The sequence below is a fragment of the Nocardia niigatensis NBRC 100131 genome, assembly GCF_000308655.1.
GTDB lineage: Bacteria > Actinomycetota > Actinomycetes > Mycobacteriales > Mycobacteriaceae > Nocardia > Nocardia niigatensis.
The window spans coordinates 158,560-181,072 of sequence record NZ_BAGC01000002.1; the positions used below are offsets into that span (position 1 = coordinate 158,560).

General features: G+C 68.6%; 24 protein-coding genes, 1 tRNA gene, 1 other RNA gene, 1 pseudogene and 1 riboswitch. Of the genes and pseudogenes, 21 read left to right on the top strand and 6 right to left on the bottom strand.

The window, feature by feature from the left end; translation table 11 throughout:
- Window positions 1-8: 8 nt before the first annotated feature.
- Both ON33_RS01305 and ON33_RS01310 read right to left on the bottom strand, forming a co-directional pair.
- On the bottom strand, window positions 9-662 hold the full coding sequence (locus ON33_RS01305) for a hypothetical protein (protein WP_157184375.1): 654 nt from the start codon (window positions 660-662) through the stop codon (window positions 9-11).
- A gap of 194 nt (window positions 663-856) precedes the next feature.
- The gene (locus ON33_RS01310) at window positions 857-1,168 is read right to left on the bottom strand and encodes a hypothetical protein (protein WP_040853847.1); all 312 of its coding nucleotides are present in this window, start codon (window positions 1,166-1,168) and stop codon (window positions 857-859) included.
- Between the two features lie 147 nt (window positions 1,169-1,315).
- On the opposite strand from ON33_RS01310, the pseudogene ON33_RS44320 reads away from it, so the two are divergent.
- The 3 genes and pseudogenes from ON33_RS44320 to ON33_RS39245 all read left to right on the top strand — a co-directional run.
- Window positions 1,316-1,477 (top strand): annotated as a pseudogene (locus ON33_RS44320) (helix-turn-helix domain-containing protein); the annotation flags it as partial.
- Between the two features lie 33 nt (window positions 1,478-1,510).
- Complete coding sequence (locus ON33_RS01315) at window positions 1,511-2,029, top strand: hypothetical protein (protein ID WP_245550250.1); 519 nt, start codon at window positions 1,511-1,513, stop codon at window positions 2,027-2,029.
- Window positions 2,030-2,032: 3 nt separating this feature from the next.
- The gene (locus tag ON33_RS39245; protein WP_083868508.1) at window positions 2,033-2,362 is read left to right on the top strand and encodes a PCC domain-containing protein; all 330 of its coding nucleotides are present in this window, start codon (window positions 2,033-2,035) and stop codon (window positions 2,360-2,362) included.
- A 65-nt stretch (window positions 2,363-2,427) separates the two neighbouring features.
- Here ON33_RS39245 and ON33_RS01325 read toward each other — a convergent pair whose 3' ends face one another.
- From ON33_RS01325 to ON33_RS37860, 3 genes are all read right to left on the bottom strand, one after another.
- On the bottom strand, window positions 2,428-3,852 hold the full coding sequence (locus tag ON33_RS01325; RefSeq protein WP_083868509.1) for a tyrosine-type recombinase/integrase: 1,425 nt from the start codon (window positions 3,850-3,852) through the stop codon (window positions 2,428-2,430).
- Between the two features lie 132 nt (window positions 3,853-3,984).
- Window positions 3,985-4,073, bottom strand: a tRNA-Ser gene (locus ON33_RS01330).
- A 54-nt stretch (window positions 4,074-4,127) separates the two neighbouring features.
- On the bottom strand, window positions 4,128-5,222 hold the full coding sequence (locus tag ON33_RS37860) for a hypothetical protein (protein WP_051151516.1): 1,095 nt from the start codon (window positions 5,220-5,222) through the stop codon (window positions 4,128-4,130).
- Between the two features lie 99 nt (window positions 5,223-5,321).
- Between ON33_RS37860 and ffs the strand changes: the two genes are divergently transcribed.
- An RNA gene (gene ffs, locus ON33_RS38970) (signal recognition particle sRNA small type) lies at window positions 5,322-5,416 on the top strand.
- Between the two features lie 138 nt (window positions 5,417-5,554).
- Window positions 5,555-6,844 (top strand): aspartate aminotransferase type Ic, encoded by a 1,290-nt coding sequence (locus ON33_RS01340; protein WP_040853851.1) that lies wholly within the window; start codon window positions 5,555-5,557, stop codon window positions 6,842-6,844.
- Window positions 6,845-6,905: 61 nt separating this feature from the next.
- On the opposite strand, the gene ON33_RS01345 is transcribed toward ON33_RS01340, so the two are convergent.
- Complete coding sequence (locus ON33_RS01345) at window positions 6,906-7,760, bottom strand: methyltransferase domain-containing protein (RefSeq protein ID WP_083868510.1); 855 nt, start codon at window positions 7,758-7,760, stop codon at window positions 6,906-6,908.
- Between the two features lie 76 nt (window positions 7,761-7,836).
- Here ON33_RS01345 and ON33_RS01350 point away from each other — a divergent pair, with 76 nt between their 5' ends.
- From ON33_RS01350 to ON33_RS01425, 16 genes are all read left to right on the top strand, one after another.
- Window positions 7,837-8,415, top strand: a complete 579-nt coding sequence (locus tag ON33_RS01350; protein ID WP_083868520.1) for an HhH-GPD-type base excision DNA repair protein — start codon at window positions 7,837-7,839, stop codon at window positions 8,413-8,415.
- Between the two features lie 116 nt (window positions 8,416-8,531).
- Window positions 8,532-9,227 carry a DUF8020 domain-containing protein gene (locus ON33_RS01355; RefSeq protein ID WP_040853853.1) on the top strand — a complete coding sequence of 232 codons (696 nt, stop codon included), beginning with the start codon at window positions 8,532-8,534 and terminating at the stop codon, window positions 9,225-9,227.
- Window positions 9,228-9,377: 150 nt separating this feature from the next.
- The gene (locus ON33_RS01360) at window positions 9,378-10,097 is read left to right on the top strand and encodes a DUF8020 domain-containing protein (protein WP_040853855.1); all 720 of its coding nucleotides are present in this window, start codon (window positions 9,378-9,380) and stop codon (window positions 10,095-10,097) included.
- Window positions 10,098-10,299: 202 nt separating this feature from the next.
- The gene (locus ON33_RS01365; protein ID WP_040853857.1) at window positions 10,300-10,995 is read left to right on the top strand and encodes a DUF8020 domain-containing protein; all 696 of its coding nucleotides are present in this window, start codon (window positions 10,300-10,302) and stop codon (window positions 10,993-10,995) included.
- A gap of 165 nt (window positions 10,996-11,160) precedes the next feature.
- Window positions 11,161-11,709, top strand: a complete 549-nt coding sequence (locus ON33_RS01370; RefSeq protein ID WP_083868511.1) for a flavin reductase family protein — start codon at window positions 11,161-11,163, stop codon at window positions 11,707-11,709.
- A gap of 102 nt (window positions 11,710-11,811) precedes the next feature.
- Window positions 11,812-11,904, top strand: a riboswitch (SAM riboswitch).
- 7 nt (window positions 11,905-11,911) lie between these two features.
- Window positions 11,912-12,814, top strand: coding sequence for an amino acid ABC transporter permease (locus ON33_RS01375; RefSeq protein ID WP_083868512.1), 903 nt, complete (start codon window positions 11,912-11,914; stop codon window positions 12,812-12,814).
- Window positions 12,807-13,571, top strand: coding sequence for an amino acid ABC transporter ATP-binding protein (locus ON33_RS01380; RefSeq protein WP_040853858.1), 765 nt, complete (start codon window positions 12,807-12,809; stop codon window positions 13,569-13,571). Before ON33_RS01375 ends, ON33_RS01380 begins: the two co-directional genes overlap by 8 nt.
- A gap of 29 nt (window positions 13,572-13,600) precedes the next feature.
- Entirely contained in the window at window positions 13,601-14,581 is a 981-nt protein-coding gene (locus tag ON33_RS01385) for an ABC transporter substrate-binding protein (protein WP_040853860.1), read from the top strand.
- Entirely contained in the window at window positions 14,578-15,102 is a 525-nt protein-coding gene (locus ON33_RS01390; protein ID WP_051151517.1) for a GNAT family N-acetyltransferase, read from the top strand. The genes ON33_RS01385 and ON33_RS01390 overlap by 4 nt, the downstream gene beginning before the upstream one ends.
- Window positions 15,099-16,169: an LLM class flavin-dependent oxidoreductase gene (locus tag ON33_RS01395; RefSeq protein WP_040853862.1), complete on the top strand. Its 1,071-nt coding sequence runs from the start codon at window positions 15,099-15,101 to the stop codon at window positions 16,167-16,169. Before ON33_RS01390 ends, ON33_RS01395 begins: the two co-directional genes overlap by 4 nt.
- Complete coding sequence (locus ON33_RS01400; protein WP_040853863.1) at window positions 16,166-17,788, top strand: ABC transporter substrate-binding protein; 1,623 nt, start codon at window positions 16,166-16,168, stop codon at window positions 17,786-17,788. The genes ON33_RS01395 and ON33_RS01400 overlap by 4 nt, the downstream gene beginning before the upstream one ends.
- A gap of 4 nt (window positions 17,789-17,792) precedes the next feature.
- Window positions 17,793-18,752 carry an ABC transporter permease gene (locus ON33_RS01405; RefSeq protein WP_040853865.1) on the top strand — a complete coding sequence of 320 codons (960 nt, stop codon included), beginning with the start codon at window positions 17,793-17,795 and terminating at the stop codon, window positions 18,750-18,752.
- Window positions 18,745-18,930 carry a hypothetical protein gene (locus ON33_RS01410; protein WP_040853866.1) on the top strand — a complete coding sequence of 62 codons (186 nt, stop codon included), beginning with the start codon at window positions 18,745-18,747 and terminating at the stop codon, window positions 18,928-18,930. Before ON33_RS01405 ends, ON33_RS01410 begins: the two co-directional genes overlap by 8 nt.
- Window positions 18,923-19,795, top strand: a complete 873-nt coding sequence (locus tag ON33_RS01415) for an ABC transporter permease (protein ID WP_083868513.1) — start codon at window positions 18,923-18,925, stop codon at window positions 19,793-19,795. The genes ON33_RS01410 and ON33_RS01415 overlap by 8 nt, the downstream gene beginning before the upstream one ends.
- Window positions 19,792-21,429 (top strand): dipeptide ABC transporter ATP-binding protein, encoded by a 1,638-nt coding sequence (locus tag ON33_RS01420; protein WP_040853872.1) that lies wholly within the window; start codon window positions 19,792-19,794, stop codon window positions 21,427-21,429. The genes ON33_RS01415 and ON33_RS01420 overlap by 4 nt, the downstream gene beginning before the upstream one ends.
- Window positions 21,429-22,505, top strand: coding sequence for an LLM class flavin-dependent oxidoreductase (locus ON33_RS01425; RefSeq protein ID WP_040853875.1), 1,077 nt, complete (start codon window positions 21,429-21,431; stop codon window positions 22,503-22,505). The genes ON33_RS01420 and ON33_RS01425 overlap by 1 nt, the downstream gene beginning before the upstream one ends.
- Window positions 22,506-22,513: the final 8 nt, after the last annotated feature.

Genomic DNA, 22,513 nt, shown 5'->3' on the forward strand with positions numbered 1-22,513 from the left:
CCCGACTGTCAGTTCGCGGGCACTTTCCAACAGTTCGCGTTGCTGGCCATTCCGATCAGGAATGGATAGCTGACCGTCCCGTTCGGAAACGGCGGCGAAAGCGTCACCTCCGCAAGGTAATTCGGAGGCTGCGCGTCGGTACGCACGTGGCATTCGGGCCGAGGGTCGGCCGATATGCAACTACCGCGCCCATCGGTTCCGTGCTTCTCAAATACGCCGCCGACATCCGCGCACGACAACCCCGGTGAGGGTGTGGCGTCCCGGTCCAACGGATCCGGGACCGCGCTCATCGACGGCGCGGCCTTCGCCGCGGGCATAGTCGCTTCGGCCGAGTGCGAGGCGTGGTTGTCCGATCCGCAGCTGGTGAACGCAATGATCGGCACGGCGACGAGTACGGCGAGCACGAGAAAACCGACGACCGGGTTGCCCTTCTTCTTCTCGGGCGCAACTGATCCCGGCGTGGCCAGCGCGGCAGGCGTCACCGGTGCCATCGGCATCGTCACGGCCTCGTGCACGCCCGCCACGCCGCCGGATAGCCCGGGCCCGTCACCGCCGCCGAACCTGGACTTGAAGTCTGCCGTGGACGGCCCGCGCGGCCGGGTGGGCAGCGCGGCGAGAGATTCCGGGTCGAGCCCGGACCTGTCCGGGTGGTTGTGCGTCATGTTGTCCCTATCAGCCGTGGGTGCGGGCACGAACATTGCAGATCAGGTATCCCGCGAAAATCGCGCACTGTTAGCCGTCCTGGTCGGGCTGGCACGCGATGTCGGTCGGAGTGGCACCGACATTGCTCTTCACCCGACTCGCGAACCTCAGGACCAATGCGCGAGTCTGATCACGAAAGCCGGTCCGAGACCGGTCATTTCCGACTCCCCTGCTGCGCGAGCGCCCAGCGAGCGAAGCTCATCCGCGGCAGCACACACTCGACGTCCACAAGCGACAAGAGCGCGTTCAGCATGAGCGGGTCGAGGTGTTCCGGGCGCGGAATGATCAGAGCGTCCACGTCAGCCTCGCGCACCACATCGCAGAGCGGGATCGTCAGAACCTCCGGCGCCCACTCCAGACGGTAGCCGAGATGTCGGGCTAGTCGTCGAATCTGAGGCCGATCCCAATCCGGCGTTTCCGTCACGCCAATGTCAAGCCAGCCCAATGCCGTTGGTTGTATCCGCATGGCTATTCCTGTCCCCGATCGGACGCCGGGCCGCCAGGGAATTCGAAAGGGGGCCATCAACACCCCGGCGGCTCGACGTAGGAGTAGCGTCCTGCACATCCGGCGACCGCCGGGGTCTACTCGCGTCTACTTCTTCCGGGAGTCGCCGTGATCAGGGGGCATCAACTCAGGGAGCTGCGTCGGGAGGCGGGGCTCAGCCTCGACGCGTTCGCGTTGAGGTGCTATCTGTCCAGGTCGTATATCAGCCTGGTCGAGACCGGCCGAAAACCTGTGACCAAGAGCGTCATTGGTGAATATGAACGAGTTCTAGGCGTAGGTCTGTCCGGCGGGCATGATGACGATGTGAATCGTCGGATGTTTCTGGGTGCCGTCGCCCTCGCTGCTACCAACGGGTCGTTGATCGGCGACCTCGGCGCATCGCTGTCCGGCGGCGACCCGGGCCCGCTGGCCTCCGTCCAGACATCGAACGCACTCGACCATGCCATCGCCGCGGCCGTCGACCGTCCGGTGTGGCACAAGCTGGCCCGGTGGTCCGTCGGCGAATCCAGTGCCATTACCCGCGTGAACGCTCTCGGGATCGTCGCCAAGGCTCCCGGGCAATCGCTCGGGCAGCACGTCGCGACCGTGCTGGAGCACGACGAGGCCGTGCGCGACCTCTACCTCGCCGCGGTCGCCGCTCGCGTCCTCGGCGTCGACCACGCCACGGCCGCCGCCTATGTCGCAGACCCGGCCCGGCTGCCCGCCGTGCAGCTCGCCGCGCAACGCTTCGCCACCGAGGCGATTGCGCCGAACGATGCCGGGGCCCGCTGGTGCGCGGCTACGATGCTGGCGCGTATGGCTCCCCACATCGGAAGGCGTTGAGAGATGCAGGTTTTCGAGATCAAGAACGGCGAGCTGATCAGCGAGCTCGAGGCACAGATTCGCGAGGCCGGCATCACCGATGCCGCGATCGTGTCCCTCATCGGCGCCGCTGACGAATTCACCATCTCCACGATGCCGGCGCACGACGCGAGCGCGGACATCGTCAACCGGTACGTTCTTCCTGCCGAAATGCACGGCTGCGGCGAGGTGCGCGACGGCAAGGTACACCTGCACGCCACGATGGCCGTGCAGGGCGACCGCGCGGTCGCCGGACACCTGCATGCCGCTGTCATCGGCGAGTGGTTCGGCCGGGCATATGTGATTCCGGCCTGACACATCAGGATTCAGACGCGACGAGGGCCGCCCCCGCCGGGGCGGCCCTCGTTCTCGTTCTGGCCCTACTTCACACGGAACAGGGTGCGAACCCGCAGCAGCCGGATATCCGCGGCCCCGCCGTAGGGCGAGGACTCGACGACCTCCGAAATCAACTCTCGTACCTCGTCATCGGTCGGCCCATCGCGCCACGAGAACATCCAGTCCTGCCACTGGCCACGCTCGCCGGTGCTCGCGACCCGCTCGTACTCGACATGCACATCGATCCGCTCGGTCAGCCACGCGGCGAGTGTGCGCGCCTCGATGAGGCCTGGGAACCGGAAGCGCGTCACGGGCTTCGGCTCGTCGGGCGCCGGACCGCCGGGCGCCGGCGCGCTCGCGCCGGGCAGCTTGGCGGCGACCATGGCCGCGGCGGCGGTCGCCGACCGGCGATCGAAATGCCCGTACCGGTCGACCGTGGTCGTGATGCTCTCGTGCCCCAGGTGCGCCTGAACGACGTGCGGCGGCGCACCGCCGATCAGCATCCACGACGCGCAGGTGTGGCGAAGGTCGTGAATCCGAGGCCGTTTCCCGTGCAGGGGATCTCGGGCGTCGCGGTGGATCGTGTCGAGCGTGGGCACCCACACGCCCTTGTAGAAGCTCGTGATCTGGATCGGATCACCGTTGTCGTTCACGAACAGGAACTCCGAGCGCTTGCGCCCATCGAGCGGCAGCTCGGCGACGAGGCCCGCGTCGAGGTTCAGGTATCGATTCGACCGCTTGGTCTTCGGCGCGCCGAGGATCCGCTTACCGCCGGTGTACTTCCACGCCCGGTGCACATGCACGGTGTTCTGCACAGGGTTGACGTCGCCGACGCGCAGCGCGGTCGTCTCGCCCCACCGAGTGCCGGCGGCGACCATGAATTTCACGAGCAGTCGCCAGCGCTCGGGAATCTCCTGCCACAGCGCGGCGAACTCGTCGGCGTCCAAGAAACACATCTCGGCCGCCGTGATCTCCGGCAACTGGGTATCGGTGCACGGGTTTGTGGTCAGGATGGATTTCTTGACCAGCGACGCGCACAACGCGAACAGGAAACCATGCTTATTCGCGATGGTCTTCGCACTGTTCCCGACTTCCAGCTGTAGCCAGTTGACCCACCGGGCGACCCCGAGCTCGCCGAGCGCCGAGGACGGGATATCTCCGAAGAACGGGAGCACGTCGTTACGCATGAATGCGCGGTACCGCTTGCGCGTGCCGTTCTCGATCCCCGTGAGATTGGTGATGTATTCCTCACCCGCGACCGAAAGTGGCGGCGCACCGGTGCCCTTGGCACCCCGCTCGCTGTCGAGCAGTCTCAGGAATTCATCCGGTCCGACCGCGTCGAGGATTTCTTGCCAGCGGGCCGCGGCGGTCGGGTCCTCGAAGGTCTCGGAGGTCTGTTTGCCGTTGTGGCGGAAGCGAAGTTGATAGCAGGGCTTGCCCTGGCTGATTCGCATGCGAAGCGAAGACATATGGCGGGCTCTCTCGGGTTGGGGTTCCGTGGAGCCCCGCCGACATCCCCTCAGATGTCCCGAGTGTGGACCGCTGGTGTGGACGAGCCCCGGCCGGATCTGGCGAAAACCAGACCCGGCCAGGGCTGATCCTGGCGGAGGATAGGGGATTTGAACCCCTGAGGGCTGTTAACCCAACCCGCGTTCCAGGCGAGCGCCATAGGCCACTAGGCGAATCCTCCGCCGAGCAATATACCGGGTGCCCCCCTGGTGGAAGCAAATGCCGTGGTCGGCGGCTACTTCTTCTTCACATTGTTGAGGGCCTTCCGGGCCTGCTCCTTGCAGACCTGGGCGATCTCGTCCTTGCTGACGTCCTGGCCCTTGGCCATGCGGAGGCTGATGTTGACCTTGACCGAGGCGTTGTCGTCCTTGACCGCGACCGTGTAGTCGGTGGTGGTCCAGTAGGTCCAGTCGTCGACCTTGGCCGCCCAGTAGCCGGCCTCTCCGATGCCGTTCACGTCGCCCGCGGTGCGGCCGCTGCCGGTGGTGCCGGTGTCGGACGTCTTCCAGGTGTCGTATTCGGGCTTGTTGTAGGCCGTCGACGCACCGCTCAGGAAGGACACGTCGAGGGTGAGGTCGGCGGTGTTGGTGGTGTACTTGTCGGTCTTGCTGGCCTCTTCATTGCCGGCCCGGCATTCGAAGCGCCCGCCGGAGTAGTCGGTGGGCTTGGTCTCGGAGTGCTCGGGGGTGCCCTTGGAGGTGGAGACCCACTTGTTGAGCACCGAGGTGTCGATCACGCTGCAGCCGTTGGTGACGCCGTCCATCGTGTACTTGCCGGCGTTCTTCTTCTTGTCGTCACCGCCGCGCGGCGAGGGACCGTCACTGCCGGAGAGGGCGACCGCGCCGATGATGACGCCGACGAGCACCACCAGGCCGATGACGCCGCCGATGATCCAGCCGTTCTTGTTGCCGCCCGGGCGTGGCGGTTGCGCCTGGTAGCCGTAGCCGGGCGGGGCCGTGGGCGGTGGTGGGGTGTACTGCTGCTGCGGATAGCCGCCGGACATCGGCTGCTGCGGGTAGCCCCCGGAGTTCGGCTGCTGCGGGTAGCCCGGCACCGACTGTTGCGGGTAGCCCCCGGAGTTCGGCTGCTGTGGGAAGCCCGGCACCGACTGCTGCGGGAAGCCGCCGGAGGGCTGGCCGGACGAAAGCGGCTGGGCGGGCGGCGTGTACGCCGGCATGGCGCCGGCGTTGTAGTTGAGCATGGTCGGGTCCGCGCCCTGGACCGGTTGACCGGCGTCGGTGCCGGCGGGCGGGGTGGCCCACCACTGCGCGGTCTCCTGGTGTTTCTGCGGGTCGTGCGCCCCGCCCGGTCCTGGATCGGAACTCGTCATGTCGTCTTTCCCCTCCGGAATTTCGCGGGCGACCCCGCTTATCGCAGGCATCGTATCGACCCCGCGCCGCACGGGGCGCGGTGAGCCGCTACACTGGCCGACGGATCCAGCGCGGCGCGCATCCTGTGAACTCCCCCAGGGCCGGAAGGCAGCAAGGGTCAACGGGCTCTGCCGGGTGCGCTGGGTCCCCTTTCATTTTCGGGCTCGTGTGTCGGCGGCGGAACTGTATATATCCCTGCCGAATCGGAGCGGCCTGCTAGTAACGTGGGCGGTTGGGTTCGCGGTGCGCGCAACCCTGGACAAACATCCCACGCCATTGGAAAGGCTGTCAGATGCCTCGGCAGACGCAATTCGGTTTGATGAGCCATGCGGAACTCGTGACGGAACATGAGACGCAGACCGCGAACTACGCGAAGCTCAAGACCGAGAAGCTGACGCTGGACATTACGAGGGGTAAGCCCTCGCCCGAGCAGCTGGATCTCTCGCGGGATCTCCTCGAGCTGCCGGGCGCCGCCGACTACCGCGACGGCAACGGCACCGATGTGCGCAATTACGGTGGCCTGCACGGCCTGCCGGAGCTGCGCGCGATCTTCGGTGAGCTGCTCGGCATCCCGGTATCGAACCTGCTCGCCGGCAACAACGCCAGCCTGGAGATCATGCACGACCTGCTGGTGTTCGCCATGCTGCACGGCACCGCGGATTCCGAGCGCCGCTGGGCCGACGAGCCGGTGCTCAAGTTCCTGTGCCCGGTACCGGGCTACGACCGGCATTTCGCCATCACCGAGTCGCTCGGCTTCGAGATGATCCCGATCCCGATGAAGGGCGACGGCCCGGACACCCATCTGATCGCGGAGCTGGTGGCCTCGGACCCTAGCATCAAGGGCCTGTGGGCGGTGCCGAACTACTCCAACCCGACCGGCGTCACCTACTCGGAAGCCGTTACCCGCGAACTGGTTTCGATGCCGACGGCCGCGCCGGACTTCCGCATCTTCTGGGACAACGCGTACGCGGTGCACCCGCTCACCGACACCGCCGAGCCGGTGCTGGACGTGCTCGGCCTGGCCGCGGCGGCGGGACACCCGAACCGCCCGTTCGTGCTGGCCTCCACCTCGAAGATCACCTTCGCGGGCGCGGGCGTGAGCTTCTTCGGCTCGTCGACGGCCAACCAGGACTGGTACCTGAAGTACCTGGGCAAGAAGACCATCGGGCCGGACAAGGTGAACCAGCTGCGGCACCTGCGCTTCTTCGGGGACGCCGAGGGCGTGCGGGCGCACATGCAGAAGCACCGCGCCATCCTGGAGCCGAAATTCAAACTGGTGCTGCGGATCCTGGAGGACCGGCTGGGCGCGTCGAAGGTGGCGTCCTGGACCGAGCCCAAGGGCGGCTACTTCATCAGCCTGGACGTGCTGGAGGGCACCGCGAGCAAGGTGGTGGCGCTGGCCAAGGACGCGGGCATCGCGCTGACCCCGGCCGGATCGTCCTATCCGTACGGAAAGGACCCGGAGGACAAGAACATTCGCATCGCGCCCAGCTTCCCGTCCGAGGCCGAGCTGGAGCAGGCGATGGATGGCCTGGCGACCTGTGTGCTGCTGGCCGCGTCCGAGAAGCTCATGAATCTGTAAGGCACACAACGTAACAAGCGGCGCGCATCCCGAAACGGTGCGCGCCGCTTCTGTTTCCGCGTCAGTGCGGCTTGTGGGCCAGCACCGCGAAGAGGGTGACCGACAGGTGAATGTCGCCGCTGGCGGCGCCCGCCTCCAGGTCGGCGAGCAACTGGTCGCGCTGGCGCTCGCTGATGGCGCCGCGCGCCACGGCCCGATCGGCGACCCGGGCGACCAGCGCGCCCGCGCCGACGCTGCTGTCCTGTACCAGCGCGTGCGAGCCGAAGTCGTCGACGACCAGCCCGGCCCGGGTGAGCTGCCCGGCCAGGCGGCGGCCCGCGTACGGGTTGGTGGTGCCCGCGATCATGGTCTCGACGACCTCGTGCACCACATGCCGGTCGCCGGGATGCACGATGGCCGTGCCCCAGTCGGAGTCCATGACCACCACGCGCCCGCCGGGGCGGAGCACGCGGGCGATCTCACCGGCGGCCCGGGCCGGCGCGGTGAGGTGCTGGAAGACGCGCTCGCACAGCGCCACATCGAAGCTCTCGCTGCCGACGGGCAGACCGTAGGCGTCACCGCTGATGAACTTGGCGGTGGATCCGGCCTGGGCGGCGCGGCGTTCGGCGGCGGCCAGCAGCTGCTGATCGGGTTCGACGCCGAGCGCGGTGCCGGTGGGACCGACCAGGTCGGCGAAGGTCAGCACCTCCGAGCCGGAGCCGGACCCGATGTCGACGGCGCTCTCGCCCGCCTGGGGGGCCAGGGCCTCGTGGGCCCAGGCGCGCAGGCGCCGGATGCCCGGCAGCGCTGCCTGTAGATCGTGAACGTCGACGAGCTGGTCTTGTCCATCGCGGTCGAAACGGTCCGGTCGCAGTCCGGACCCAGCGGCAGGTTGCGCCGCGGCTCGCACTGAAGAATTAGCCATGGTGTCGGGCATGGCCGAAGCCTAGTCCTTCGGCGGCAACAGCGTGACCCGCGTCACCGCGGCCCAGGTCGAATGGGATGATCGGTGCATGGTGAGCCGCACGCTGTGTATTGCGCAGGAATCCGATGCCGACGAGCTGCTTTCGACCGATGATTTCGCGCTGTTGGTCGGAATGATGCTGGATCAGCAGTTTCCGATGGAGCACGCATTCCGCGGTCCGTGGAAACTCGCCGACCGGATGGGCGGCTTCGATATCAACCGGATCGCCGCCGCCGATCCCGAGGAATTCGAGGAGCTGGCCGCGACGCCGCCGGCCATCCACCGCTACGGCCGGTCCATGGGGCGGCGGGTGCAGGAGCTGGCTCGATACATCGTGGAGAACTACGACGGGAATACCGCGGCCCTGTGGACCGACGGTGCGCCGGACGGCAAGGAAGTCCTGAGGCGGCTCAAGAAGCTGCCGGGCTTCGGCGATCAGAAGGCGCGAATCTTCCTGGCGCTGTTGGGTAAACAGCGCGGGCTGGCCGCGGCGGGCTGGCGTGAGGCGGCCGGGGCGTACGGCGAGGACGGTTCGCGTCGTTCGGTCGCCGATGTCACCGATGCCGAATCCCTTACGCAGGTACGCGAATTCAAGAAGCAGGCGAAGGCCGCCGCCAAGGCGAAGTAACCGGATTCCGCTCGTCCCGATCGAATCAAGCTGGTTTTTAACCTCCAGAAATCTGGGAGGTTGCTTAATGCTTGCCGCCGACAGTTCAGTTCGCGGCAGTGGGAAGCAGTACCAGCATGAAGATGAGGAAATTCGCCGGAATCGCGGCATTGACGATCGCGGCGACGGGGGTGGCGGCGGGGACCGCCTACGCCGGTCCGGCCGAGAAGAATCCGGCCGCAATCGATTACACGGCCCAGACCACCGACAGCGGAACGGTCATTCGCACCGACGCCGGATCGCTGGCGGTCGAGGACGGTGCGCTGAAAATCAAGGCGCCCGACGGGACCACGGTCGCCGGAACGGAATTGAAGTTCCGCGTGGACGAATTCGAGTTCCCGATCGCGGCGCAGGTCAGCGATCGCACAGCGACCCTGACTCCGCAGCTCGACGTGAACCACGCGGTTTACCAGCCGGTCGCGCTGCCCTATGAGGACCAGGCGCCCTGGAAGACCCAGTACGACCGCGAGCAGGCGGCCTGGAACCGCCTGCGTGACACCATCGGTCTGGGCGCGACCGTGGGCACGCTGGTCGGCGGGCTCGGCGGCGCGGCGCTGGGCTGCATCGCCGGTATCGGCGTGGGTCTGGTTGCCACCGGTGCGCTGGCCACGCTGTTCGGCGCGGGTCCGCTCGCGGGTTGCGTGGTCGGCGCGGCCACCGTCGGTTTCCTGGGCACCATCGCAGGTCAATTGTTCGTCACGGCACCGGTCGCGATCGCCGCTGCGGTGCAATACTTCACGACTATCAATCAGCCTTTTACCGCCCCTAAGTAGGTAGTTTCGGCAACCGATGGGCAAAGGTTCACCCGGGTGGAACCAACGTGCCATGTGGTGTTTGTGAAGGCCGGTTTCCATCACAACGTCCCAGGGGTTACACCTGACCTTGTTCCCCTGGGACGCATCTGCTCATCTGAAGAGGAATTCATGCGTCTCAAGAACTTCGCTGCGGTATCCGCGCTCGTCGTCGCCGCCCTCGGTGTCACCGCCGGCACCGTGAACGCGGCTCCCGCCGTCGACAACACCCCGATCAATTACACCGCCACCAACTCCGAGACCAACACCGTCATCCGCACCGACGCCGGTTCCATGGTCGTCGAGAACGGCAACTTCCTGATCAAGGCGGCGAACGGCAACGTTGTCGCCGGTATGCCGCTGAAGGTGCAGGTGGACGACTTCACCTTCCCGATCGCCGCGGAGATCTCGGACCACACCGCGACGCTGACGCCGCAGTACGACATGGACCACGCGGTCTACACCCCGCAGAATGTCAAGGACGTGTCGCTGCCGTACGAGGACCAGGCTCCCTGGAAGTCGGACTACGACCGTGAGCAGGCCGCCTGGAACCGCATGAAGGACACCATCGCCCTGGGTGCGACCGTCGCGACCCTGGTCGGTGGCCTGGGTGCCGCGGCCGTCGGCTGTGTCCTCGGCTTCGGTGTCGCCGGTCTGGCTTCGGCTCCGCTGGCCGCCCTGTTCGGCGCCGGCCCGATCATCGGCTGCCTCGTGGGTGCGTCGGCCGTCGGCTTCCTCGGCACCATCGCCGGTCAGCTGCTGATCACCGCGCCGGTCGCGATCGCCGCCGCGATCCAGTACTTCACCACCATCAACCAGCCGCACATCTCCGCTCCGGCTCCGGCCAAGTAAGAGCGGGTTCTATAAGCGCGAGGGGCTCTATAGGCATCAGCAAAAATCTCATCGGGACAGCCCGCTCGGCCGAATGGCCGGGCGGGTTTCCCATTTCAACTGTTCATCACACCAGCACCCTCGATACACATCTCGTTCGCGTCGGACGGTTTCCATCATTCGATCCACACCCGCGGACTGCCTGATGAGGAAACAAAGGGAAATGCGCTTCAAGAATTTCGCCGCGACCGCGGCGTTGGTCATCGCCGCGATGGGCGTCACCGCCGGCACCGTCAATGCGGCCCCCGCAGCCGACAACGGCGTGATCGATTACGCCGCAACCACGTCCGACACCAACACCATCATCCACACCGACGGTGGCTCGATGGTTGTCGAGGACGGCACCTTCAAGATCAAGGCCGCGAATGGCACCGTGCTGGCCGGTCTGCCGCTGAACTTCCGCGTGGACGACTTCGAGTTCCCGATCGCCGCGGAGATCGCCGACCACAGCGCGACTCTGACGCCGCAGTACGACATGGACCACGCGGTCTACAAGCCGATCAACCTGCCCTACGAGGACCAGGCGCCGTGGAAGTCGGACTACGACCGTGAGCAGGCAGCCTGGAACCGCATGAAGGACACCATCGCCACCGGCGCCACCATCGGCACCACGGTCGGTGCGCTGGGCGGCGCGGCCGTCGGTTGCATCGCCGGCGTCGGTGTGGGTCTGGTCGCCACCGGCGCCCTGGCCACCCTCTTCGGCCTCGGCCCGCTCGGCGGCTGCATCCTGGGCGCCGCCACCGTCGGCTTCCTGGGCACCATCGCCGGTCAGCTGTTCGTGACCGCGCCGGTCGCGATCGCCGCCGCGTACAACTACTTCGTGACGATCAACCAGCCGCACATCGTCGCGCCCAAGTAATCTCGCGACACCCAGCGCTACCGCGACACCTCGCGAAGCCGCACAGCCCCCGTCCGGCGCCTGCCGGGCGGGGGCTTTCGCGTTGTCCCGCCTCGGGGCCGCGCACTTGGGATCGGCTCGAGCGCAACACTGTCGCCGGAAGGAGGCCGGTGCTGGAGTGGGGTGATGGGTGAGCTGACCTCGATTCACGGCCCGGCCGCCGCGCTCGACGCGGCCGGCGGCGCCGATCTGCGCCGGACCTTCGCACACTTTCCCAGCGGGGTGGTAGCGGTGTGCGCGCGACTTGGCGGGACACTGTACGGGCTGGTGGCGAGCACCTTCGTGCCGGTATCGCTGGATCCGCCGCTGGTGTCGGTGTGCATTCAATACTCGTCGGAGACGTGGCCGCGGCTGGAGCGGGCGAGCCGGCTCGGGGTGAGCCTGCTCAGCAGCGCGCAGGCCGCCGAGGCGCGGGGGCTGAGTTCGCGGCGCGGGGATCGGTTCCGGAATGTGGAGCTGCGGGCCGGGCACGGGAACGCGGCCTTCGTCGCCGGCGCCACCGCCTGGCTGGAAACCTCGGTGCACGAGCAGGTTCCGGCGGGTGATCACGCGGTGGTGCTGCTGCGGGTGCATCGGCTGAGCGCGAATCCGGAGTCCGAGCCGCTGGTCTTCCACCGCAGCGGTTTCCGCGCCCTGCACGATCCGGTCCCCGAACGCGACGAGGCCGCGGGCTGATTTCCCCATTTCCACCGGATGTCCGGAGATCTGTTGCCAGGCAATTGAATTCACCTTGATCCGGACCGGCGACAGCCGCCGCCGCACTTCGTAACGTGGTCATCACCATCCAGAGCGATCGAGAGACCCGGCTCGCAGACATCGCAGCAACCCCCGCGCACGTGGTGCGGGTGCTTCCGCCGGGACCGATGGAGGACGAACCATGAGCACGCTGGCGGCGCCCACGCAGCCGGGGCCGAACGCGGATCGCCCCGGCGAGGGCGCGGAACATCACGACGCTGACCTGCCGATCGTGCGGACCCGCCATCCGTGGCGCTGGGTCACGGGCGCGGTCGCGCTGGTGCTGGTGGCGCAGTTCGCGCACGGGCTGATCGCCAATCCGGGCTGGGACTGGGGCACTTTCGCGCGGTACATAACCGCGCGTTCGGTGCTGTCCGCGCTGAAGGTGACCCTGGAGCTGACCTTCTGGGGCACCCTGCTGGGCTTCCTGCTCGGTATCTGGCTGGCGGTGGGACGGCTGTCGAAGAATCCGGCGCTGCGGGTCATCTCGTGGACCTATGTGTGGGCGTTCCGCTCGATTCCGCTGATCGTGCAGTTGCTGTTCTGGTTCAACCTGGCCTACCTGTACAAGACGCTGTCGCTGGGGATTCCGTTCGGGCCGGAGTTCGCGCGTTTTCAGACCAACGGCGTGATCAGCGGATTCACCGCGGCCGTCATCGGTTTGGCGCTGCATCAGGCCGCGTATTCGGCGGAGATCATCCGGGCCGGGATCATCTCGGTGGACGAGGGGCAGTGGGAGGCGGCGCGGTCGCTGGGCCTGCCGTGGCGGCGGCAGTTCTTCACCATCGTGGCGCCGCAGGCGATGCGCGGCATTCTGCCGAATGCCGCCAATGAGGTGATCAGTCTTTTCAAGGGCACCTCGATCGTGTCGACCATGGCGATCGCCGAGCTGTTCTATCAGGTGCAGGTGATCTACGGCCGGAATGGCCGGGTGGTGCCGCTGCTGATGGTGGCCACGGTCTGGTACATCGTGCTGACCACCGTGCTGAGTGTCATTCAGTTCTATATCGAGCGGCACTTCGCGAGGGGAACCGGCGATGAGTGAATTCGCGATCGAATTGCGCCGTGTCAGAAAGTCTTTCGGCGGCACAGCGGTGCTGTCCGGCATCGATCTGGCGATCCGTACCGGCGAGGTGACGGTCATTCTGGGCCCGTCGGGTTCGGGCAAGTCCACGCTGTTGCGCACCATCAATCACCTGGAGCAGGTGGACGGCGGCACGGTGCGGGTGGGCGGCGAACTGGTCGGCTACCGTCGCCGCGGCGGCAAGCTCTACGAGCTGCACGAGCGGGAGATCCTGCGCCGCCGGGCTCGGATCGGGTTCGTGTTCCAGAACTTCAATCTCTTTCCGCACCTGACGGTTCGGGAGAATGTGGCGCTCGCGCCGGTGGCCACCCAGCGGCGATCCAAGGCCGAGGTGAACGCCGAGGCGCTGGAGCTGCTGGCGCGGGTCGGCTTGGCGGACAAGGCCGATGAGTATCCGAGCCGGCTCTCGGGCGGGCAGCAGCAGCGCGTGGCCATCGCGCGGGCGCTGGCGCTGCGGCCCGAGGTGCTGCTGTTCGACGAGCCCACCTCGGCCCTGGATCCGGAGCTGGTGGGCGAGGTGCTCGATGTCATCAAGGGGCTGGCGCGCGGCGGCTCGACGCTGGTGATCGTCACCCATGAGATCGGGTTCGCCCGTGAGGTCGCCGACACCGTGGTGCTGCTGGACGCCGGCCGCATCGTCGAGCAGGGGCCGCCCGCGCAGGTGCTGGACAACCCGTCGCATCCGCGCGCCAAAGCCTTTCTCGCACACGTCCTCTGACGTGATCCCACTAGATAAGGAATCCGCCCATGTCCCTGACCCGCCGTCGTAGACGGACCGGCACCCTGATCGCCGTCGTCCTGTTGAGCCTGGTGGTGAGCGGCTGTGGCAGCAAGGACGACGGCGGAGCCGACAACACGCGCAGCGTCAACGGCCTGACCTACGACCTGTCGCCGGAGCAGGCGGGGCGGGTGCGCGCGGCGAAGGTGGACGCGATTGCCGCGCAGCTCCCACAGGCCATTCGCGAGCGCGGCACCCTGGTGGTGACCGGCACCATCGGTGCGACGCCGCCGCTGGGCTTCTACGCCACCGACGATCGCACCGTGGTCGGTTCGGAGGTGGACGTCGCCTCGTTGATCGCCGACATCCTGGGTCTGAAGGTGGATCGGCGCAACGGCGACTGGGCCCAGAACTTCGTGAAGATCGACTCCGGCGAAGCGGACGTGTTCATCAGCAATGCCACCGTCACCGAGGAGCGCAAGGAGAAGTACGACTTCGCCACCTACCGCCTGGACAATATCGCCCTCGAGGTGCCCGGGGATTCCGCGTGGACGTACCGGGATCGTAAGTCGCTGGCGGGCAAGAAGGTCGGCGTGACCTCGGGCACCAACCAGGAGCAGCTGCTGGTCGGCTGGAACGACCAGAACGTGGCCGAGGGTCTGCCCGGGCTGGAGCTCGCCTACTACCAGCAGCCCGCGGACTACTACCTGGCACTGTCCTCCGGCCGCATCGACGGCTATGTGGGGCCGAACCCCTCGGCGCAGTACCACTCCGCGACCACCGGCACCAAGGTGCTCACCACCTGGTCGGGCGCGGGCGATGCCCTGCAGGCCGATATCGGGGTGCTCACCCGCAAGGACAACGGCGTGGTCGAGCCGGTGCGGCAGGCCATCCAGTACGCCATCGACCACGGCGCCTACCAGCGGGTCCTCGACCGCTGGGGCCTCGGGGGCGAGGCGGTGCCGAAGTCGCTGATCAATCCGCCGGGACTACCGAAGACGAAGGGATGAACGTGTCGCGCACCGTATTCCACGTCGGACAGCACGATCCGCTGGCCGCGCCGCTGCTGGCGGAGCTGGCCATCGAGTACAGCAGCCGCTACGGGGGCACCCCGGGTGAGGTGCACGCGGATCTGACCGGCTATCCGGCGAGTCATTTCGCCCCGCCGCACGGCGACCTGTTGATCGTTGTGGACAACGGTGAGCCGGTGGCGGGCGGCGCGTTCCAGCGCTTCGACGCGGAAACCGCGGAGCTGAAACGGATCTGGACGGCGACCGCGCACCGGCGGCAGGGGCTGGGCCGGTTCGTGCTCGAGCAGCTGGAGGCCGAGATCGCCCGGCGCGGCTACACGCGCATCTATCTGACCACCGGCCCGCGTCAGCCCGAGGCGGTGGCGCTCTACACGGCCGCCGGGTACACCGCGCTGCCGCGCGACATCGTGAAGGCGGTCGGTCCCGTGCACCCGTTCGAGAAGCGCCTGCCCGTCGAGGGCGACCTGCGTTCCGGCGCACCGGCGGCGGTGCCGGCATGAAATTCCTGCTGCTGACTCTGATCACGCACACCCCCGACCCGGTCACCGGCGCCACCGAGTCGCCCCGCCAGCGGCTGCGCCGGGTGGTCGACAGCGCCCGGCTGGCCGAGGAGCTCGGCTACGACGGTTTCGCGGTGGGGGAGCGGCACGAGGATCCGTTCATCTCCGCCGCCCCGCCGGTGGTGCTGAGCCATCTGGCGGCCGTCACCTCACGGCTGGCGCTGTTCACCGGTGTCACCACGCTCAGTCTGCTGGATCCGGTGCGCGCCTTCGAGGATTACTCCACCCTGGACAATCTCTCCGACGGCCGCCTGGAACTCATCATCGGCAAGGGCAATGGCGCGGCGCAGGCCAAGCTGTTCCACGTCACCACCGACGACCAGTGGGATCGCAATCGCGAGGGCTACGAACTGTTCCGCAAGCTCTGGGACAGTGACAGCGTCACCTGGTCCGGCCGCTTCCGGCCGTCCCTGATCGACGCCAAGGCCCTGCCCCGCCCGCTGCAACCGCGCCTGCGCATCTGGCACGGCAGCGCCACCAGCCGCGAGAGCGCGGATTACGCGGCGCGGCAGGGGGATCCGCTGTTCTCGGCGAACGTCACCTATCCGATCGAGCCGTACGCGGAACTGGTGGACCACTATCGGGAGCGCTGGGCGGAGTACGGCCACGAGCCCGCCGAAGCACTGGTCGGCGCCGGCACCGCGGGTTTCCTGGTGACCCGTTCCTCGCAGGAGGCCGTGGACCTGTACCGCCCGGTCTTCGAGGCGCGGCAGGCGGTGGCGCGAAAGTTCGGTGTGCCCATCGTCTTCGAGACCGTCGAGGACTTCGTCGAACGCTCCTCGGCCCTGATCGGCAGTCCGCAACAGGTGCTGGACAAGGTGAACCGATATCACGAGCGGTTCCGCCACGAGGTGATCCATCTCAGTGCTGACGCCGACGGCCGCACCGACGCCCAGCACCGCGGGAGCCTCGAGCTCTTCCAGGCGGAGGTCGCCCCGGAACTGCGGCGCCGCATCCCCAGCCGCCCACTGGGCGCCGATCGCTACCCCTCCGGAGATCCCCGATGAACCGTCCGCACACCGCGCGTCCCCTCGCGCTCGCCGGCGCCCTGGCCGCCACCCTCGCGCTCACCGCGTGCGGCAGCTCCGGCACCGGGAACCCGGGCGAGCCCACCGGTCCGCCGCAGGCGGGCGGCACCCTGCGCTACGGTCTGTCGCTGGCCCCGACCTGCTCGGATCCCGCGCAGTCCGCGACGAATCAGACCATTTACGTGACCCGGCAGATCGTCGACTCGCTGGTCGACCAGGACCCGGACAGCGGTGCGCTGAAGCCGTGGCTGGCGGAAAGCTGGACCGTCTCCCCGGATGCCAGATCGTTCACCTTCCACCTGAAGGACGGGGTCACCTTCAGCGACGGCACCCCGCTCACCGCGGACTCGGTGCGCAAGAACTTCGACTCCATCGTCGCCCTGGGCGGGGCGAAGGCCCCGCTGGCGGCGAGCTATCTGGCCGGCTACACCGGCAGCACGGTAGTGGATCCGCGCACGGTGCGGGTCGACTTCGCCACGCCGAATGCCCAGTTCCTGCAGGCGACTTCGACACCACAGCTCGGCATCCAGTCCGACGCCACCGTCGCGGAACCGGCGGACAACCGGTGCCTCGGCGGAAATATCGGCAGCGGCCCGTTCACCTACGCCGAATGGAAGCAGAACGCCTCCGCGACGCTGGCCAAGCGCACCGGATACGCCTGGGGCTCGGCGGTTTTCGCGACGCCGGGCGAGGCGTACCTGGACAAGATCGTGTTCACCGTGGTCCCCGAATCCGGGGTCCGCACCGGCAGCCTCGCCTCCGGCCAGCTCGACGCCATCAGTGACGCCCTGCCGCAGGATGTCTCGCAGATCGAGGCCGGCGGCGGCCGTGTCCAGTTCACCGCCAATCCCGGCGTGCCGTTCGGACTCCAGGTGAACGTGACCCGTGGTCCGCTGCGGGATCCGGCGGTGCGGGCGGCGTTGCTGCCCGCCCTCGACCGCAAGGAACTGGTCGACACCGTGCTCGGCCCGCAGTTCCGGGTCGCCACCAGCGTCCTGGCATCGAAAACGCCTGGCTATGTGGACCTTTCCGGGCGGGTGAACTACGACCCCGAGGCGGCGAAGAAGCGGCTCGACCAGGCGGGCTGGGTGCCCGGTGGAGACGGCATCCGGGTGAAGGACGGCCAGCGGCTCGCGGCGAGCGTCATCTTCGCCCCGGTCTTCGCGGGCAACCAGGCCATCCTCGAACTGACCCAGCAGCAGTTGAAGGCGGTCGGATTCGACCTGCGCCTGGAGCCGCTGTCGGTGGCGGAATCGAATGTGCGCCAGAACAACAAGGACTTCGATTTCGACTACTACAACTCCACCCGCGCCGACGGTGACATCCTGCGCACCACCTTCGCGGTGGACCAGCGCAATCTGAACGCGCGCGGACCCAGCGAGCCGCTGGACACCCTGCTGGCGCAGCAGCTGTCGGCCACCGACCCGGCTACCCGGTCCAAGATCATCGGCGACGCCCAGGCCGCGGTGCTCGACCAGGGCCTGTGGATCCCCACCATCGAACTGTCGCAGGCCATCGGCGTGGGCAGGGGCGTGGCCGGGGTCAAGTTCGAGGCGTCGGCGCGGTTGCAGTTCCACGACACCTGGCTGCGGCGGTAATCCCATGGGCCGCTACGTGATCGGACGGGTGCTGCAGGCGGTGGGCGTGCTGTGGGCGGCGTTCACGCTGTCGTTCGCGGTGCTGTACCTGCTGCCGGGCGATCCGGTGGACATGGCCGCCAATGCCGCCACCGGCACCCCCGTGGACGCGGCGGCTGTCGCGGAGATGCGGGCCAGATACGGCCTGGATCAACCGCTCTGGACGCAGTACTGGGCGGCGCTCACCCACGCGCTGCGCGGCGACCTGGGCCATTCGATCTTCAGCGGCCAGACCGTCACCGGCGCCCTGGCCGAGGCGCTGCCCTCGACCCTCGCCCTGGCCGGGCTGAGTCTGGCGCTGGCGGTGCTGGGCGGCACCGCGCTGGCCCTGGCGCCCGCCTACACCGAACGGCCGTGGCTGCGCGGCCTGCTCACCGCGCTGCCGCCGATCGGGGCATCCATGCCGGCCTTCTGGGTGGGATTGCTACTGCTGCAGCTGTTCTCGTTCCGGTTGCGGCTTGTTCCGGCGCTGGGCGGGAGCGGATTCAGCGGCACCATCCTGCCCGCGGTCACCCTGGCCATCCCGGTCGCCGCGGTGATCGCCCAGGTGCTCTACAGCAGCCTGCTCGCCACCTGGCGGCAGCCGTTCGTGGCGGTCGCCTTCGCCAAGGGCGCGTCGCGCTGGTGGGTGCAGCTGCGCCACGTGCTGCGGCCCGCCGCCACGCCCGCCTTCACGGTGGCGGGCCTGTGGGTCGGTCAGGTGCTGGCGGGCTCGGTGGTGACCGAGACCGTGTTCTCCCGGCCCGGGCTGGGCCGCCTCACCCAGGAATCGGTGCTGCACCAGGACATTCCGGTGGTGCAGGGCATCGTCGTGTTCGCCGCCCTGGTCTTCGTCACGGTCAACCTGCTCATCGACCTCGCCTATCCACTCTTGGATCCCCGTGTCGTGCAACGGGATACGCGGAAGGAGCGCGCCCATGCCTGACGGCCTGTCCCGCCACCTCATCCGGAACCTGCGCGAGCGCCTGCGCGTCCCGTCCGGCCCGCGCTCACGTCTGCGGGTCATCGCCCTGACCCATCCGCTGCTGGATCCCGGCATCGCCTACTGGGTTCCGGCCGACGCGGAGTCCGGCTTCGACACCGAAGAGCGCACCGATGTCTGACATCGCGACCCGGCCCGCGGTCGCGGCGCTGTTCGAGCCTTCTACGGTGCGCAACGCCGCCGCGTGGGTGCGATGCCATGCCGGTGCGGTGACCGCCGGTGCGGTGGTGCTGCTGGTGCTGGCCTGGGCGGTCGCACCGTCGGTATTCGCGAGCGGTGATCCCCTGCACGGCGTGCCGGCGCGGAAACTGCGGGGGCCGAGCGCGGAACACTGGTTCGGGACCGACAATCTCGGGCGGGATCTGTACACCCGCGTGGTGCACGGCACCGGGCTGTCGCTGAGCGCCACGGTGTTCGCGGTGCTGCTCGGGCTGGTCGCGGGCTCACTGCTGGGACTGGTCGCGGGTGCGGCGGGCGGGGTGGTGGACACCGCGCTCATGCGGGTGGTCGATGTGCTGCTCTCGATTCCGGATCTGCTGGTCGCGCTCGCCATGATCACGGTGCTCGGGCTGGGCACCCGCAATGTGGCCATCGCCGTGGGTGTTTCGCTGATCGCGAGGTTCGCCCGGGTGATGCGCGGTGAGGTGCTGCGGGTCCGGCGCGCGCCCTATGTGGAGGCGGCCTTCGCCTCGGGGGTGCGGTGGCACACGGTGCTGTTCCGCCACGTCCTGCGCAATGCCTACGGACCGGTGGCGGCGCTGGCGGCGGTGGACTTCGGGGTCGCGGTGCTGTTCGTGGCCTCGCTGAGTTTCCTCGGCTACGGCGCGGTGCCGCCCACCCCGGAATGGGGCTCGCTGGTGTCGGACGGCCGCGGCTTCCTGGCCACCGCGTGGTGGCTGACCACTTTGCCGGGCCTGGTGATCGTCGTGCTCGTGCTGTCGACCCAGCGCATTGCCCGCGCACTCCAGAAGGACCAGGTGCGATGACCGATCTGCTGTTGAACATCGAGGGGTTGCACGTCGAGTACCAGGGCAGCACCGGGACGACGTCCGCGGTCCGGGGCGTCGCGCTGGAGGTGCGGCGCGGGGAGACCGTCGCGCTGGTGGGCGAATCCGGTTCTGGCAAGTCGACTCTCGCGCACGCGGTGATCGGGCTGCTCCAGGGCGGACGCGTCACCGCGGGCGCCATCACCTTCGCGGGTGAACGCCTCGAGCACGCTGCTCCACGGACGCTGCGGCGGATCCGCGGTGCGCGCATCGGCCTGGTCCCGCAGGATCCCGGCTCCTCGCTGAATCCGGTGCTGCGCATCGGCGATCAGGTGGCGGAGGTGCTGCGCATCCACGGGCGTGCCGATCGCCGGGCGGCGCGGATCGAGGCGGTCCGGATCCTGGAGCAGGCCGGGCTGGATCGGCCGGAACTGCGGGCCCGGCAGTATCCACAGGACCTCTCCGGAGGGCAGCGGCAGCGCGTGCTGATCGGCATCGCGCTGGCCTGCGGCCCGGAACTGGTGATCGCCGACGAGCCGACCAGCGCCCTCGACGTCACCGTGCAGCGCCGCATTCTCGACCATCTCGCCCGGCGCACCGCGGAATCCGGCACGGCGGTACTGCTCATCACCCACGATCTCGCCGTCGCCGCCGAGCGGGCGGACCGCATCGTGGTCATGCGGGACGGGCGGATCGTCGAAACGGGTTCGGTGACAGAGGTATTGGGCAATCCACAGCACGAGTACACGCAACGACTGATCGCCGCCGCCCCGAGTCTCGGCCACGGCGAGCGTCCCGATCCGAACCCGCGCGCGGTGGCCGAGCCCTCGACGCCGCTGTTGTCCGCGACCGGCCTGCGCAAGTCGTTCCGAGTCACCCGCGATTTCACGGTTACCGCGGTCGACGACGTCTCCTTGGAGCTCGCACGCGGCGAAACCCTCGCCGTTGTAGGCGAATCCGGCTCCGGCAAGTCCACCACGGCCCGCATCATCGCCCGGCTCACCGAAGCGGACGCGGGCGCGCTCACCTTCGACGGCCAGGACGTCACCGCCCTGCGCGGCTCGGGGCTGCGCGCGCTGCGCCGCCGCATCCAGGTCGTCTATCAGAACCCGTACGTCTCGCTGAATCCCAAGCTGACGGTCGGCCGGATCGTGGCGGAACCCCTGCAGGCGTTCGGGATCGGTGATCGCCGGTCCCGCCGGGTGACGGCCGCCGAACTCCTCGATCAGGTCGCGCTGCCGGCCGGCTACCTGGATCGCCGCCCCGCCGAGCTGTCCGGCGGCCAGCGGCAGCGCGTCGCCATCGCCCGCGCCCTGGCACTGCGCCCGGAGCTGCTCGTGCTCGACGAACCGGTGTCGGCCCTGGACGTCTCGGTGCAGGCCCAGATCCTGGAGCTGCTGGAACGCCTGCAAACCGACCTGGCGCTCGCCTACCTGTTCATCTCCCACGACCTGGCCGTGGTCCGCCGGCTGTCCGATCGCGTGGCCGTCATGCGTCAGGGAGTCATCGTCGAAACAGCCCCCACCGCCGAGCTTTTCGGCAATCCCCAGCACGACTACACCCGCGAGCTGCTCGCGGCCGTGCCCCGGGCCGCCGAGCCCGCCGCCTCTCTTCCGCTCGAAAGGACAGCCTGATGCCGCACCCGACTCCGCTGCTGCTGGGCCTGGAACTGTCCGGCACCGGCGCGCACCCCGCCTCGTGGCGGCGCGCCGACTCCCGTGCCGAGGAACTCTTCGACGCTCGCTACTGGGTGGACGCGCTGCGGGCCGCCGAGGACGCGGGCCTCGATCTCGCCTTCCTGCCGGACGCGTTCACGCTGCAATCCGCCGGTGCGCTCGGTCGCCTGGACGCGGTGGCGGTGGCCGCGCGGGCCGCCGCGGAAACCCGGCGCATCGGCCTGATCCCGCAGGCGTCGGTCACCCACACCGAGCCGTTCCACCTCTCCAAAGCCATTGCCAGCCTGGACTTCGCCACGAAGGGCCGGGCGGGCTGGGAGGTCGCGACCGGAGTGGGGGAAGCGGCTCTGTTCGGGCGCAAGCCGGAGCAGGACGGGCGGTCCCGCTGGCAGGAAGCGGACGAGGCCGTCGAGGTGGTGTCCCGATTGTGGGACAGCTGGGACGACGACGCCGAGATCCGTGACGCGCCCACCGGCCGCTTCATCGATCGGGACCGGCTGCACTACATCGACTTCGCGGGCGAGCACTTCGCGGTGAAAGGCCCCTCGATCACGCCGCGCCCGCCGCAGGGACAGCCGCCGATCGCCGTGCGGGCCGCCGACCCGCACGGCACCCGGGTGGCCGTGCACCGCGCCGACCTGATCCGCATCGCCGCACCGGATCTCGCGACCGCCGCCGGCACCCGTGCCGAACTGCGTGCCGCCGTCGCGGCCGCCGGACGGGACCCGCGGCGGGTCCGGGTGCTGCTCGATCTCGACATCCACCTGGCGGACACCGCGGACGCGGCCGCCCTCGAGGTCGCGCAGCTGGAGGACTGGACCGCCACCCCGGCCCCGGCCACCGTCTTCCACATCGGCACCGCCGCCGAACTCCGCGACCTGCTGCGCCGCGTCGACACCGAGTGCGCGGCGGACGGTGTGGTGCTGCGCCCGCTGGCCCTGCCCGCCGCGCTGCGCCACCTGCCCGGTCTCACCCCGTCCCTGCGCGAACGGCTGGGCCTGCCGCGTCCGGCCGGCCGCTACGCCCACGCCTGAGGAGTCAC